The organism is Nostoc sp. (genome assembly GCF_036917555.1).
Classification (GTDB): domain Bacteria; phylum Cyanobacteriota; class Cyanobacteriia; order Cyanobacteriales; family Nostocaceae; genus Nostoc.
Genome location: NZ_JBALDD010000077.1, coordinates 41,975 through 57,184, shown reverse-complemented (window position 1 = coordinate 57,184; position 15,210 = coordinate 41,975). Strand labels below are relative to the sequence as shown.

Below are 15,210 nucleotides of genomic sequence, written 5' to 3'. Positions count from 1 at the left end.
CACCCTTACTCATTAACCATTATCCAAAGTTTTATTTTCCAGCTTTGTTAAATCGATCCTAAATCTAATTGCCGCTAGATTGTCAGGTGTCAGTTTTTTATGACTTTTGACTAAACCACTGCTGGTTTTAGCAACTTGATATTAGATTAGCTGAACAATTTCTCATGCAAGCCCTCCATACTCTACTTTAGCCTTTAAAGTACTGAAGAGAACGCAAGGAGGTGAGGACGAGGAAGGTTTTTTCCCAATACCCCATACCCAATATAGTTATTAAATAATAGCTAAAAAACTTAAAACTCAAAACTCAGTATTGGTAATGTTCCAGATGACCAATACAACTCTTGGAGAGGCTGCGCCAACGACTACGCTCAGTACAAGTGACCAATGACCAATGACTAATTCATCACTAGCTCAACGCTCCGCTATCGCTAACAGCACTACTCGTTGAGTCGCTATCATTAGACGAAACCATGACTGGTTGTTGATATAGTGGCACGGTGAATGTGACTGTTGAGCCAAGTCCTTCGCCCAAACTATAAAAATGTACCTCGCCGCCCATTGCCTCCACTAGCTTTTGGGATATTGCCAGTCCCAAACCTGTGCCGCCATACTGGCGAGTGCGAGAACCATCCACTTGAGAGAATAATTGAAACAATTTATCTTGTTTATCTAAGGAAACACCAATACCAGTGTCTGCCACACGTACTCTCACCATGCCAGGAAATTGCTGATCTTGAAAGTTCGCCTTTTTGAGTACTAAATCGGCGCTGACGGTAACGCCACCCTCATGGGTAAATTTGATGGCATTACCTACCAAATTGAGCATCACTTGTAGCAACCGTTGGTAGTTGCTTTGGACAATGATTTCATCGGAGGTAGCAGGCATTTGCATCCGAAAGCTGAGGTTTCTCATTTCTGCTTGGGGATGCATGAAACCTTCTACATGACTGAATAGCTCATCTAGCTTGACTGGAGCGTAAGCTAGCTCCATTTTACCAGCTTCGATTTTGGCAATGTCCAAAATATCGTTGATGATATTCAGCAGATGTATCGATAGGTGGTGAGCTTCTGTCAAAAACTGATTTTGTTCTTCTGGGTCATCTGCCATCCCTTCTAAAATCAGCTTCAAAAAGCCAATCATACCGTTGAGGGGAGTACGTATTTCATGGGATACATTAGCCAGAAACTCGCTTTTGAGGCGGGAAGCTTCTTCGGCTTTCTGACGCGCTACTTCTAATTCTTCATATAAAGTAGCATGAGCGATCGCAGTTCCCAATTGATCTGCTGCTTCTTTTGCCAGTTCTAATTCCGATTCTGTTAATGTATAGCATTCATCCTGCCAATTCAAGGCAACCAATCCATTAGCTTGGTCTTGATAGCAAGTCGCAACTACCAAAGTTTTCTGCCGCCCAGACTCTTTGTATCCAGGCACTTCCATCATGACTGGTTCTAGGGTTGCCAAGGCTTGAGCAAAGGCAGGCTCAGAAGCTATATCTATATCTAAGCCAAGCATTGATTTGAGTTCTGGCTGGCGATATTCAGCCTTCACCTGCACTTTTGAGCTTGAGGGCTGATAAGGACAAATAATGCAGCGTTCTAGCCGCAGTGCTTTCCCCAAACTATCAACTGTTTGCTGCCAAATAATATCTAAATCCAATGTCCGGCGAATATTTCTGGTAATGCGATTTACCAATTTTTGGTGTTGCTGCGATCGTAAAGCCAACTCTATTTGTGTGGGCGTTTTTGATGCCACGCGCGCTTGTTTTTTGTTGAGTGTCGCTTGTACTAGGCGTCCCATCACTAAAACGGTAGTGGCAGTAGTTCCCAAACTTGGCATAATCGGACTAATCACTAAGTCCAACTCAAATAATTCCTTCTGATAGCTAAACCAACATTGAAACCTTTCTGGCACCAGACTTGTCAAAATTCGGTGCAATCGTTCCAAATAACTAACCTTATCCACCGGGGCAAAGGTTTGAGTCTGGTTCAGATCGTCAACTATTTTTTCAGTATTTAACCCCAGCAGTCCGCTGTACTGCCAACAAAAGGTCAGATAGCGCCCTGCCCCATCTTGCGTATAAACCAACTCGGCTCCTAGAGTTGGTAATGAGCCATCAGTCTTACTGGTAACAGATTCCAGATTTTGGGAAAATACATTCGACAATTGGGAATTGGCAGTAATAGTCATTAATTGAGTTGGATAGACAAAGGGTATCCGACCGTAATTTTACTAAAGCCGCTAAAATTTATACATAAATTTTTACAGCTTTTTTGTGTTTAATGGGGTATATTTTGGTGTTCTGAAAACCAGATTGGTAAACTTTACTTTTTTTAACTTGCATTGACAGTTAAATAATGGCGTCAATCGTTCCATTCACCGCGAGGAGGAACAGGAGTACGCACAGGCGTGCGCGTTAGTTCATCATCTCTGAGGATTTCACCCCGTAACCACTGGCGAATCGCCACCTCAATTACTTTACTTGGGTCATTGGTGAGATGCTGAATTTGCTTTAGTAACTCGGAGTCTAGGCGGACAGCAATTTCTACCTTATCGGCTTGTGTATTTTCCGCTTTGGTAGTTTTCTCTCTCATATTCATAGGTTTATATACTCTGAATTCTTTGAATTGGTTTTGTCTAAAGCTTTGTAAAGTAGTTATATTCATTATTTGGGCTAATTCGCTGAAAAATTTTCAAGGGTACAGTTAAATAGTTCCCTGAAATAGCACCAAAGTAACAGCTTTAAGTTTTAAATCGCATTTTTCATATAACTGACTAGACAATGGCTCTAGAAGTTTTGCTGATAAATCAGCGCTCATGGGCAATTACTGGTCGCAATTGCCCACGAACCCTACACGATCCCTACATGTACTTATTTACATTTATTGTACGCTCCCAGCTGTTGAATACTAGCAGCGACAAATAGACTTTCATAATATTCTTAAATGTCCACCTATTTAGATCGAAAGTTAAAGATGGGGTGAAGAGGGAAGGGGAGGCAGAGGGGCTGGGGGCTGGGGAGCAGGGGAACAGATGAAGAATAATAACTCTTAACTCCTAACTTCCAACTCCTAACTCAGCACGGGCTAAACCTTAGCTATCCGCTAACAGAACTCGGCACTAAAAGCAGAGCGTCTTGGCTAAGAAAGCATTAAAATACATTAAGTAAATTGCCCTTTTAACTTTGGTTGCTGCTAAGGCAAAGATAGTATATGACTGACGTTCCCGCAGTTCGCATTCGCAATTTTTGTATTATTGCTCACATCGACCACGGGAAATCAACCCTCGCCGATCGCTTGCTACAAGCTACTGGCACTGTTGAAGACCGACAGATGAAGGAACAGTTTCTCGATAACATGGATCTGGAACGGGAGCGCGGCATTACGATTAAGCTGCAAGCTGCCCGGATGAATTACACAGCCAAGGATGGTCAGCAATATGTGCTGAACCTAATTGACACTCCGGGACACGTGGATTTCTCTTATGAAGTCTCTCGCTCTCTTGTTGCTTGCGAAGGAGCGCTATTGGTAGTAGATGCTTCCCAAGGTGTAGAAGCGCAAACTTTGGCAAATGTATATTTAGCGTTAGAGAGTAACCTGGAAATTATCCCGGTTTTGAATAAAATTGATTTGCCGGGGGCTGAACCAGAACGGGTAATTGGCGAAATTGAAGAAATTATCGGTCTAGATTGTAGTGGGGCAATTCTGGCTTCTGCTAAAGAAGGAATTGGTATTGATGAGATTTTAGAAGCTGTTGTCGAGCGGATACCGCCACCGCCGAATACGATAAATGAACGCTTACGAGCGTTAATTTTTGATAGCTATTATGACAGTTACCGGGGAGTAATTGTGTATTTCCGGGTGATGGATGGCACAGTGAAAAAAGGCGATCGCATCCATCTAATGGCATCCGGTAAAGAATTTGAAATTGATGAGCTAGGTGTGCTTTCTCCGACTCAAAAGCAAGTTGAAGAATTGCACGCTGGGGAAGTAGGCTATTTGGGAGCGGCAATTAAAGCTGTAGCTGATGCACGGGTAGGAGACACAATTACCCTCAGTAAAGCGAAAGCAGAGTCACCCTTACCAGGCTACGCAGAAGCGAACCCAATGGTTTTTTGTGGGATGTTCCCCATTGATGCCGATCAATTTGAAGATTTGCGGGAAGCTTTGGAAAAGCTGGAACTCAACGACGCAGCGCTACATTACGAACCGGAAACTTCAAGCGCGATGGGGTTTGGCTTCCGTTGCGGGTTCTTGGGCTTGCTGCACATGGAAATTGTCCAAGAACGTCTAGAGCGAGAGTATAACCTAGATTTAATCATTACAGCCCCCTCGGTGGTTTATAAGGTGATTACCCTCAAAGGTGAGGAATTGTACATCGATAATCCTAGCCGCTTACCTTCTCCCAACGATCGCGAAAAAATTGAAGAACCCTACGTCCAAGTAGAGATGATTACGCCGGAAACTTATGTCGGCAGCTTGATGGAGTTGTCACAAAATCGCCGTGGCATCTTTAAGGATATGAAATATCTCGCCCAAGGACGAACCACCCTCACTTACGAACTACCCTTGGCAGAAGTTGTAACTGACTTTTTCGATCAGATGAAATCGCGATCGCGCGGTTACGCCAGTATGGAATATCACATCATCGGCTATCGTGAAAATCCTTTGGTGAAGCTGGATATCATGATTAACGGCGATCCTGTAGATTCTTTGGCGATGATTGTGCATCGAGATAAAGCTTACAACGTCGGGCGGGCAATGGCAGAAAAACTCAAGGAACTTATTCCCCGCCATCAATTCAAAGTGCCAATTCAGGCATCTATTGGCAGTAAAGTAATTGCCAGCGAACACATCCCCGCTTTGCGGAAAGATGTGTTAGCAAAATGTTACGGTGGTGACATTAGTCGGAAGAAAAAACTTTTGCAGAAGCAAGCAAAAGGTAAAAAGCGGATGAAATCTGTAGGTACTGTAGATGTACCCCAGGAAGCCTTTATGGCAGTACTGCGCTTGGATCAAAGCTAATAGAATTCAGGAGTCAGAATTCAGTTGGGTATTGGAGTCCCAGTGGCGGATAGCGCAGCGATAGCAAGTCTACGAGGATCTGAGAAAGAGGCAAGAGAACAGGGGAGAATTGGGGACAAGGAGAACTTGCAACAAGTCTTTCCCCTGCCTCTTCGTTGAATTCGATTTTTTTAGTCTCCCACCACAGTTTTCTTGTTCTGTATTCTTTTTCAATATCCGTTAATTTTAATTACAAAGATTAGCTACCCTAGATGGCTTGACTCAAATAGCCAATCGCCGCCGATTTGATGAGTATCTTGAAGCTGAGTGGCAGCGACTCAAACGCGAGCAACTGTCACTGTCTTTAATTTTGTTCGATGTCGATTTTTTTAAACTCTACAATGATACTTATGGTCATTTAGGAGGGGATGATTGTTTGCGGCAATTAGCAAGTGCCCTCAAAAATATTATTAAGCGTCCAGCCAATTTAGTCGCTCGTTATGGTGGGGAAGAATTTGCTATCATTCTGCCTAATACAGAGATTCAAGGAGCAATCTATGTAGCTCAAACTATTCGACAAGCAGTATGCGACTTAGCCATTCCCCATGCTCAGTCTCGCGTATGCGATCGCGTGACTGTTAGTCTAGGCGTTGTTAGCATTGTGCCAAATTCTGAAATTTCGCCGCCAGACTTGATTAATGTGGCAGACAAAGCACTTTATGTAGCCAAACAGCAAGGACGCGATCAAGTTCATGCCGTTCGCGTCGTTATCCCTTCTTGATACCTGAGTTGCAAAACGGGCGCTCAACCTAATTACGAATATTACTATACCTTGCTTCCTATCCTTAGTTTACTGTTGATAAGCTTTAACAAAATCACTGTTAAAAAATCTAAAAATTTTAGTAAAAGTACTCACTGCATTGGCCAGACTTGTATTTTTAGGTAAATGTAGTTTGTTAGATATTTATAAAGTTTCGGGGAGTCTAGTAGATGAAGATACTGGTACTGAGTTGGGAGTTTCCACCAAGGATTATTGGGGGAATTGCGCGGCATGTAGCGGAGTTGTACCCGGAACTGGTAAAGCTAGGACATGAAATTCACCTGATTACAGCGGAGTTTGGTCACGCGTCGATGTATGAGGTCGTTGAGGGAGTAAAGATACATCGAGTGCCAGTGGCACATAGTAACGACTTTTTCCACTGGGTAGTCAATCTCAACTTGAGTATGGGAGATCACGGTGGTAAGTTGATTTTAGAAGAAGGGCCCTTTGATTTAATTCATGCTCATGATTGGTTAGTCGGAGATGCTGCGATCGCTCTCAAGCATAGTCTCAAAATACCACTAGTTGCTACAATTCACGCTACAGAATACGGGCGCTATAACGGTATTCACACAGACATCCAAGGCTATATAAATGGTAAAGAAAACTTGCTGGCTTTCAACGCTTGGCAGATTATCGTTTGTAGCGATTATATGCGCCAAGAAATAGAACGAGCATTACACAGTCCTTGGGATAAAATCGATGTCATTTATAACGGTATCCGAGCCGAAAAGAAACAGCATCACGTAGATTTTCATGCACTGGATTTTCGCCGCCAATTTGCCGCAGACAATGAGAAAATCGTTTATTACCTTGGTCGCATGACCTACGAAAAGGGTGTACCTATATTGCTCAATGCTGCACCCAAGATCCTTTACCAAATGGGAGCTAATGTTAAATTTGTCATCGTCGGTGGTGGTAATACTGACCATCTCAAGCGCCAAGCCTGGAATTTGGGAATTTGGCATCATTGCTATTTTACCGGTTTTCTCTCCGATGAATATTTAGATAAATTTCAAACTGTCGCAGACTGCGCAGTTTTTCCGAGTCTTTACGAACCCTTTGGAATTGTAGCTTTAGAAAGCTTTGCCTCACGTGTACCTGTAGTAGTTTCTGATACTGGTGGTTTTCCAGAAGTGGTGCAACATACCAAAACAGGCATTGTAACTTGGGTAAACAATCCCGATTCTTTAGCTTGGGGAATTTTGGAAGTGTTGAAAAATCCAGGTTATCGCCAATGGCTGGTGGATAACGCTTATGAAGATTTAGAGCGACGCTTTAGCTGGCCGAAATTAGCCAAGCAAACCGAGCAAGTATATCAGCAAGTTGTACAAGAGCGATCGCAAATAGCGTGGTAATACAGATCCCCGACTTCTTGAAGAAATCGGGGATCTAAAATTTTATTTGAACTTGCATAAATCCTTAATCAACCTTTGATAAATCTATAATAGCTGGCACTGCTTCAATTTCTGGAGTAGTGCAAATTTAATCTGGTTTTGGATATTACATCAGATTTCAAGTTGGTAAGGTACACAGTGTACTTTCCTTAGTACGCAAGTTGATTAAACTGCGTCTCAGTAACCGCAGTTTACGGAAGGTGAACATTTCTTTTACAACGATTATGACCGCTATCATTCCAAAAATGTGCTGTTATTCTCGCACAAACATGGTAACAAGTTTAGCCTAGTGGCACTTAACTTTGGCGATCGCGATCAAAGTGTACCCTTCTGGTTCCCAATTGCTGGCGATTATCAGGAAGAACTAAATGGTGAAAACAATTTAATCGGCGTTCCCAGTTATTCAGAATATTGGGTAACTATTCCCAGCAACTACGGAAGCATCTGGACAGTGACAACCAATACCTAATCTATTTTAAATTTCATCTGGCCAGAATTAAACGCTACAAGCAATGTAGAGATTTTCGCATAGTAGCGCAGAGAATTAATGATTACTCTGTGTTATTTTGCGTTAACAAACAGTACAAGACCTGTACGCTGGAAATTCTACCCTATCTAGTGCCACAGTTAAGCTAGTGCGCGTCTAAATTGCACATTTTTCGTCAAGACTGTCATTTGTCATTGGTTATTCACAACAACTGATAAATGACAAAGGACGAATTTCACGAATAAATAAGCAATTAAAATGCGTCACAGCCTAGCAATAATTGCAGTTTGCTCTAGAAGTTTAGTATGACAAAGGCATTCCCAAGCATAGCAAGGCGCTTGAAAAGTAGAGGAATCAAGTTGTTGAATATGGGAACCTTCCTGATAACCCGTTTTATTGCAAGCTGGAAACGCTTCTTCCTGGGTGACACTGTTGATGTTCGCCCCTCCACCTCTCCCTCCTTTGATGTCCGTCCCTCCTTAGCGGGCCCAGTTCTGAGTTTGGGTGGGGGAGGCCCCGATGTCGATGATGCTATCCAGTGGATGATTAACCAAGTTAGAGGAGGTAGTAACTCCGGTACTAAAGTTAATGTTGTAGTTCTCCGCACTAATGGTAATCACGATTACAATCGGCTAATTTATGCCATGAAGGGTGTAAATTTTGTGGAAACTCTTCTAGTTAGGGATAGACAAGAGGCAAACAAAGCTGAGATTTATGAAAAAATCCGCAATGCTGATGTAGTTTTCTTTGCTGGCGGGGATCAATGTCAATACATCCGCAACTGGAAAGATACCAAGCTTGAGGCTGCTGTTAAGTCAGTTTACCTGAAGGGAGGTGGCGTTGGTGGCACTAGTGCGGGTGCAATGATCCAAAGTGATTGTGTCTATGATGCTTGCGCTTCTTCCGAAAAAGGCATTGAAACTAGAGACGCACTCGAAGATCCCTACCGAGACATTACTTTTACTTACAACTTTTTCAATTGGAGTAATTTGAAGGGAACTATCGTAGATACGCATTTCGACAGGCGGGAAAGAATGGGTCGAATTATGACTTTCATTGCCCGTCAAATTAAGGATGGTGTATCTAGCAGTGTTTTAGGTATAGCGGTTAGTGAAAGTACATCGGTTCTTGTGGATAAAAACGGTTTGGTGAAAGTTATGGGTAGGGGTGCGGTATACTTTGTACTTGGCAATCATCTGCCGGAAGTATGCGAACCCCGAAAGCCTTTGACCTTTTCTAATTACAAAATTTGGAAAGTTCGCAGTGGCGACACCTTCAACTTAAGAAACAGACCAACTTCTGGGTACTATCTCAGGAGCGTCAAAAGGGGACGGATTGATTCAAATCCCTATTGATACCAATTCACGAAAATCCTGATACATATAGATTTCTCGTAGGGGCATGGTATTGCCCATTGGTGTCAACTTAAGCAAAAACTCTTTTAAAACCTCGTTTCCAGCCAGAGGCTGGAAATGCTGATCGTTGCGGCTCTGCTGCCAGCAAGGGAGGCGGCAGCCCCAAGGACGGCATTCCCAGTCTCCGACTGGGAACGAGTCAATGAATGCATTTTCAGGGCAATTTAGCGGACATGATATCAATCCTAACCCGTCAATTTGATAGGTTGTTTAGCGTGTCGTCTGCGGTGGATTGGTGGAATTAGGAAATGGAAGAGTTGGTACAATTACAGGCTTTGGTTTTTCGCCTTGCAGTTGAATTTGGGCTTGATTGCGACCGTCTATTGCTTGTTGGTAATTAGGCTTGTATTTTATTGCTCGATCGTAAGAAGCGATCGCATTCTGATACTGTTTCAAATTTAATAGAGCATTGCCTCTACTAAACCAGCTTTCAGAATGGTCTACTTTATAACGAACTGCCTTATTATAAGAAGCGATCGCATCTTCGTATTTCTGCAATATGTATTGTGAATTCCCTAAATTATACCAGAGTTGATAGTCATTTTGCTTAATCGTTGCCGCTTTATTATAAGCTTTTATTGCTTCTTCATAGCGTTGGTTTTGATGCAGCGACCAACCCAAGTTATACCAGGCTTGATAGTTTCTGGGACTGTATTTAATTACTTGATTAAAAGATTCAATCGCTTCAGGATAACGTCGTAAATTCAGCAGTATATTACCTCTTGACAACCAAGCTTGATAATAATTTGGCTGATATTGTACAGATTTATCATAAGCTGCAAATGCATCTTGATAGCGTTTTAAATTGACTAGTGCATTCCCTAGATTATACCAGGCTTGCTCGTAGTCTGGTTTTAAATCAACGACTTTTTGATAGGCTGCGATCGCTTCTTCATATCGTTTAGAATTCTGCAAAGCTAATCCTTTTTTATACCAAGCTTCATAATTATCTGGTTTGAGTTCAATTGCCTTTTCATAAGACTTAATTGCTTGATCGTATTGGTTTAAATTACTGAAAGCTTCACCTTTAGCATTCCAGACTTCTGAATTGTCATTCTTTAATTCTAAGGCTTTGTCAAAAGAGGCGATCGCTTCTTGATATCGCTGTAAATTTCCCAATACAGAGCCACGTCCAATCCAAGCATCTAAATAATCTGGCTGAATTTGAATTGCTTTGTCATAGGCCACTAATGCTTCTTTGTATTTTCTTAATTTATTTAGTGTTTTGCCTTGACCATTCCAGCCTTTAGCATAATCTGGTCTAAGATTAACGGCTTTTTCATATACTTCTAGCGCATCTTGATAGCGTTGCAAATCAAAAAGCGTATTTCCTTGTTTAGATAATTCTATGGCATTATTTGAATTAATGTAATTCCAAATAAATATTGATGCTACTGTGCCAACAGCAAGGAAAAATATTGTTAGTAAAATTTTACCTAATATACCTTTTTTGGGTTGAGGTTTATTGATATTTTTTGGTAGAGAAGGAGGAGTTAACGCTATTGTCTGAATAGGTGGTTGTTTTAACTCTTTCAGCGCTTGTAATGCCACCGTTGCCGAAGGATAGCGTTGCCGAAAGTCGTAGCAGACCATTTTATCTAAAAATTGAGCAAATTCTGGTGTCACTGTAGCTTTATCGTGCCAGATAATTTCGTTAGTCTCAGCATCTTTTACTATTTCCTCTGGTGATAATCCAGTGAGAGCTTGAATAGCAATTATTCCCGCAGCATAAATATCACTGCTTAATTTTGGCGTACCATGAGCTTGTTCGCCAGGAATATATCCAGGCGTACCGATAGCTACTGTTGCGAGAGTTTGACCTTGAGGAGTAATAACTTGAGTAGCAATTTGTTTCACTGCACCAAAATCAATTAAAATTAATTTGCCATCTGGTTGGCGTCTGAGGATATTGTGGGGATTGACATCACGATGAATTACATTCTGTTGATGGACAAATTCTAAGATTGCCAAAAGTTCTTGTAAAAGTGAAATGACTTCTTCTTGACTGAGGATTTTACCTGATGTTAATTCTTGACTCAGGTCATGACCTTCGATCAATTCCTGTACAAGATAGAATTCGGCATTTTCCTCAAAGTAAGCTAAAAGTTGGGGAATGCGATCGTGAGTTCCTAATTTATACAGAACTTGTGCTTCCGTATCAAATAAACGCCTAGCTGTTTCCAAAGTTACCGGATCGCTTGCTTGGGGTTTGAGTTTCTTAACGACACATAGAGGTGAATTAGGTAATTGGGTATCACAAGCCACAAAAGTTTCACCAAAACCCCCACCTCCCAAGTTACTAATAATTTGGTATCTTCCTACAAGTGTGTTTCCTAGCATCTCGTTTGCCTAGTTAAGTGCGATGCGATCTGATTTCAATCTTGCCACAGGTTAAGGGGGAGTGAGGGAGTAGGGGAGACAGGGAAGGCAGAGAATGACAAATGACAAATGACAAATCTATATGATTCCTATTAGTGATAATATTCGTTGTCGAAGTAAGCCAATTATTAATTACTGGTTGATTGCCATTAACCTGGCTGTATTTTTTTGGGAACTTCAACTAGAGTTTAGCGGTCAATTAGGCTATTTTGTCAGTACTTGGGGTGTGATTCCAGCCCAGATTAGTGGAGCAGTTACCAATGCTCTTTTTTTCAATTCTGCTGCTTGGATAGTTGTAGTTTGGCGGGTATTTACCCTATTTTTAGGAATATTTCTGCACGGCAGTTTTAGTCAAATATTAGGAAATCTACTATTTTTGTGGGTTTTTGGGAAAACTGTAGAAAATCTTCTAGGACATGGACGCTATCTAGGATTTTATCTGGCTGCTGGTGCGATCGCAGGTATAATACAAATTCTGGCTGAACCGAGTTTGACAGTTCCATTGATTGGGGCAAATGGTGCGATCGCAGCTATTTTAGGAGCATACATTATGAAGTTTCCTAAAGCTAAAATTGACACTATTTTGCCACTCATAATCTTGTATATCCCCATCCAACTACCAGCCTTTTTCTATATATTTTGGTGGTTTTTACAACAATTATTTTATGGTATTGGTAGTTTAAATATTCCTCCTGTTGGCGTAAATCAATCGGGTGTTGTTTTCTTAGGGCAGGTTGTGGGATTATTAACTGGTGCAGCTTTTATCAGATTGAAGAGATAAAGTTTATTTAGTTCTCTACTTATTTTTGTAGGGTGGACACTATTGACTGACTAATGTCAAAAAGCTCAATTTTGAGATTTTTGCCAGTGCTTACCCTACAGTCATTGAAACTCATATATACCTTTTGGCTGAAATCTATAAATTATTATTTTTGCTTAATAAATCAATAAATAAATGATTACTGCAATATTTTTTATATACCTTTTGATAGATTACATTTAATATCTGAAAAATTCATAGATAGAACTAGGGATACCTACTCTTCAAGTCGATATTGTTCAATATTAGTGGTGTAGAATATGCAAAATATTGATAATAATAACTTTCAACTCCCTAATGAATTAGGAGTTTTGCGGCAGCGTGTAGCTGAGTTAGAGCAATCAGAGAGATTTTATCAACAAAGGCAAACAGCGCTTGAAGAACAATTAACAGAACTAAAAAGAAAGCTGCCAGTAAAATTAGAAAATCCCCATATTAAAGTTAAGGAAACATCTGTACATCTCAATCTGCCAACAGATGTAGCAGTAATTTCACAGCAACTTCAACAAGAAATTGTGGAGCGACAGCAGTTAGAAGTACTTATTAGAGAGAGTGAAGAACGGCTAAGGCTAGTTCTAGATGTATCCCAGATGGGTTTGTGGGATTGGAATATTGTTACTAATCAAGTCATCTGGTCAGAAAATTATGAACTGCTTTTTGGTGTATTTCCAAGTAGTTTTGATAGTCCTTATGAAACGTTTCAAAAGTGCGTTCATCCTGAAGATAGCCAATCTGTAATGCAAGCGATCGCTCACGCTTTAGCACAAAAGACTGACTACAATGATGAATTTCGTATAGTTCGCTCAGACCAAAGTACACATTGGATTTCTGCCAACGGAAAATTTATCTATAACGCTCAAGGGCAAGCGGTGCGAATGATCGGCGTTTGTAGGGAAACTACTGTGTGTAAGCAGGCAAAAGAAAGTACTCGTGAACTCACAACACAAGTCCATGAACAGGCAAATATTTTAAATGCTATCCTTACCGCCTCAGTCGATCATATTTATATATTTAATCGCCAAGGTTGCTATCAGTATGTCAGCCGTGATGGAGCAACTTTGCTAGGTTTAAAGCCTCAAGATATTCTCGGCAAAAGTTTGTCAGAAATGGATTTACCCGCAGACCTAATAACGCAAGTAGATAATCAACTACTTGCTGTGATGAAAACTGGGCAGCCGATAAAAGATGAGTGTAAATATGTTACTGCTGATGGCGTGCATTATTATGAATACATTCTCACACCATTACGGAATTTAAACCAAACTATTGAAGGCGTAATCACTGTTGCTCGTGATATTACCGAACACAAACGGGCAGAAAAGACTTTACGTGAAAGTGAAGCACGATTTCGGCGTTTGTTTGAATCTAACCTGATTGGGGTCGCTTCTTGGACTGTGGATGGTTTCATCATTGATGCCAATGATGCCTTTCTGCAACTAGCTGGCTACACTCGTGATCAGTTTGCTACTTTAGGTAGAATTAATTGGAGAGAACTTACTCCTGTTGAGTATAAGGATTTAGACGATCGCGCCCTTTTGGACGTGCAAACCACTGGAGTTTCCAAAATTTATGAGAAAGAATATATTCACCGCAACGGTAAACGAGTACCGATTGTTTTGGGAATGGCCCTGCTGAATGACTCTCAAGAACATGGTGTTGCTTTTGTACTGGATATTACCGATCGCAAATTAGCTGAACAAGAATGCGATCGCCTACTCAACTGCGAAAGGACAGCACGACAACAAGCAGAAATCGCCAATAAAATTAAAGATGAGTTTTTGGCGGTTCTCTCCCATGAACTGCGAACCCCACTCAACCCCATCCTGGGATGGTCGAAAATGCTGCGGACTCGCAAGTTTGATGAAAAAACTACTAACCACGCCTTAGAAACCATTGAACGCAACGCCAAGTTACAAACCCAGCTAATTGAAGATTTGTTGGATGTGTCGCGCATCCTTCAAGGAAAATTAAACTTGAATATCTGTCCAGTCAGCTTGGTAATGGTAGTTGAAGCAGCACTAGAAACAGTACGACTAGCAGCACAAGCCAAGTCGATTCAAATTCAGACCGTATTTGATCCCAATTTGGGACAAGTAATGGGCGACCCAAATCGGCTGCAACAAGTTGTGTGGAACTTGCTTTCTAATGCAGTAAAATTTACACCAACAGGAGGACAGGTAGAAATTCGACTCATGGAAGCTGATAATCAGGCTCAAATTCAGATCAGCGATACAGGTAAGGGAATTAGTCTAGACTTTTTGCCTTATATGTTCGATTACTTTCGCCAAGCTGATGGCACAACTACACGTACATTTGGTGGACTAGGTTTAGGACTAGCGATCGTGCGTAAGGTTGTAGAAATGCATGGAGGAAATGTTCAAGCCGAAAGTCTTGGAGAAGGATTGGGTGCAACCTTCACTGTCGAGTTACCACTTTTGGTTAGAAGCGAACAGGTTCGGGGTGAAGAGAATCAGTCTTCATATTTGGAGCCGGAATCCTCGCTGCTTGTGAACACTCAAGTTTTGGTAGTGGACGATGAACCAGATATCCGTGATTTAATTACCTTTATTTTGCAAGACTACGGCATCCAAGTAACCGCCGTATCATCAGCACAGGAAGCACTACAAGCACTGTCTGAGTCGATACCAGATGTTTTAATTAGTGATATTGGAATGCCAAAAACAGACGGTTATATGCTGATGGGTGAAGTGCGATCGCGATCGCCCCAACAAGGAGGAAACGTACCAGCGATCGCTCTGACGGCTTATGCAGGGGAAATGAATCAGCAGCAAGCAATAGCAGCCGGATTTCAAATGCATATTTCCAAACCAGTAGATCCAGATGCATTGGTGAAGGCGATCGCTGATTTGATTGAACCAAGCTGATATTAG

General features: G+C 41.4%; 9 protein-coding genes and 1 pseudogene. 7 read left to right on the top strand and 3 right to left on the bottom strand.

The window, feature by feature from the left end:
* Positions 1-406: 406 nt before the first annotated feature.
* Together V7K60_RS29715 and V7K60_RS29710 are read right to left on the bottom strand one after the other, a co-directional pair.
* Positions 407-2,188: a sensor histidine kinase gene (locus V7K60_RS29715; RefSeq protein ID WP_334931023.1), complete on the bottom strand. Its 1,782-nt coding sequence runs from the start codon at positions 2,186-2,188 to the stop codon at positions 407-409.
* Between the two features lie 173 nt (positions 2,189-2,361).
* The gene (locus V7K60_RS29710; RefSeq protein WP_334912577.1) at positions 2,362-2,598 is read right to left on the bottom strand and encodes a hypothetical protein; all 237 of its coding nucleotides are present in this window, start codon (positions 2,596-2,598) and stop codon (positions 2,362-2,364) included.
* A 612-nt stretch (positions 2,599-3,210) separates the two neighbouring features.
* On the opposite strand from V7K60_RS29710, the gene lepA reads away from it, so the two are divergent.
* The 5 genes and pseudogenes from lepA (at position 3,211) to V7K60_RS29685 (ending at position 9,060) form a co-directional block, all read left to right on the top strand.
* Entirely contained in the window at positions 3,211-5,022 is a 1,812-nt protein-coding gene (gene lepA, locus V7K60_RS29705; protein WP_334931020.1) for a translation elongation factor 4, read from the top strand.
* Positions 5,023-5,263: 241 nt separating this feature from the next.
* Positions 5,264-5,782 (top strand): annotated as a pseudogene (locus tag V7K60_RS29700) (diguanylate cyclase); the annotation flags it as partial.
* 209 nt (positions 5,783-5,991) lie between these two features.
* Positions 5,992-7,179, top strand: coding sequence for a glycosyltransferase family 4 protein (locus tag V7K60_RS29695; protein ID WP_334931018.1), 1,188 nt, complete (start codon positions 5,992-5,994; stop codon positions 7,177-7,179).
* 328 nt (positions 7,180-7,507) lie between these two features.
* The gene (locus tag V7K60_RS29690) at positions 7,508-7,687 is read left to right on the top strand and encodes a hypothetical protein (protein WP_334931016.1); all 180 of its coding nucleotides are present in this window, start codon (positions 7,508-7,510) and stop codon (positions 7,685-7,687) included.
* 323 nt (positions 7,688-8,010) lie between these two features.
* Positions 8,011-9,060, top strand: a complete 1,050-nt coding sequence (locus V7K60_RS29685) for a cyanophycinase (protein WP_334931014.1) — start codon at positions 8,011-8,013, stop codon at positions 9,058-9,060.
* Positions 9,061-9,330: 270 nt separating this feature from the next.
* Here the strand turns inward: V7K60_RS29685 and V7K60_RS29680 are convergent, their stop codons facing one another.
* A complete protein-coding gene (locus V7K60_RS29680; protein ID WP_334931012.1) occupies positions 9,331-11,460 on the bottom strand; it encodes a tetratricopeptide repeat protein in 2,130 nt (709 codons plus the stop codon).
* A gap of 121 nt (positions 11,461-11,581) precedes the next feature.
* Here V7K60_RS29680 and V7K60_RS29675 point away from each other — a divergent pair, with 121 nt between their 5' ends.
* Both V7K60_RS29675 and V7K60_RS29670 read left to right on the top strand, forming a co-directional pair.
* Positions 11,582-12,280 carry a rhomboid family intramembrane serine protease gene (locus V7K60_RS29675; protein WP_334931010.1) on the top strand — a complete coding sequence of 233 codons (699 nt, stop codon included), beginning with the start codon at positions 11,582-11,584 and terminating at the stop codon, positions 12,278-12,280.
* A gap of 299 nt (positions 12,281-12,579) precedes the next feature.
* Positions 12,580-15,204, top strand: a complete 2,625-nt coding sequence (locus V7K60_RS29670; protein ID WP_334931008.1) for a PAS domain-containing hybrid sensor histidine kinase/response regulator — start codon at positions 12,580-12,582, stop codon at positions 15,202-15,204.
* Positions 15,205-15,210: the final 6 nt, after the last annotated feature.

Excerpts from the sequence above, each read along its gene's own strand:
- V7K60_RS29710 (WP_334912577.1), bottom strand. The coding sequence starts at position 2,598 with ATGAATATGAGAGAGAAAACTACCAAAGCGGAAAATACACAAGCCGAT.
- V7K60_RS29675 (WP_334931010.1), top strand. The coding sequence starts at position 11,582 with ATGATTCCTATTAGTGATAATATTCGTTGTCGAAGTAAGCCAATTATT.
- lepA (WP_334931020.1), top strand. The coding sequence starts at position 3,211 with ATGACTGACGTTCCCGCAGTTCGCATTCGCAATTTTTGTATTATTGCT.
- V7K60_RS29715 (WP_334931023.1), bottom strand. The coding sequence starts at position 2,188 with ATGACTATTACTGCCAATTCCCAATTGTCGAATGTATTTTCCCAAAAT.
- V7K60_RS29685 (WP_334931014.1), top strand. The coding sequence starts at position 8,011 with ATGACAAAGGCATTCCCAAGCATAGCAAGGCGCTTGAAAAGTAGAGGA.
- V7K60_RS29680 (WP_334931012.1), bottom strand. The coding sequence starts at position 11,460 with ATGCTAGGAAACACACTTGTAGGAAGATACCAAATTATTAGTAACTTG.
- V7K60_RS29670 (WP_334931008.1), top strand. The coding sequence starts at position 12,580 with ATGCAAAATATTGATAATAATAACTTTCAACTCCCTAATGAATTAGGA.
- V7K60_RS29695 (WP_334931018.1), top strand. The coding sequence starts at position 5,992 with ATGAAGATACTGGTACTGAGTTGGGAGTTTCCACCAAGGATTATTGGG.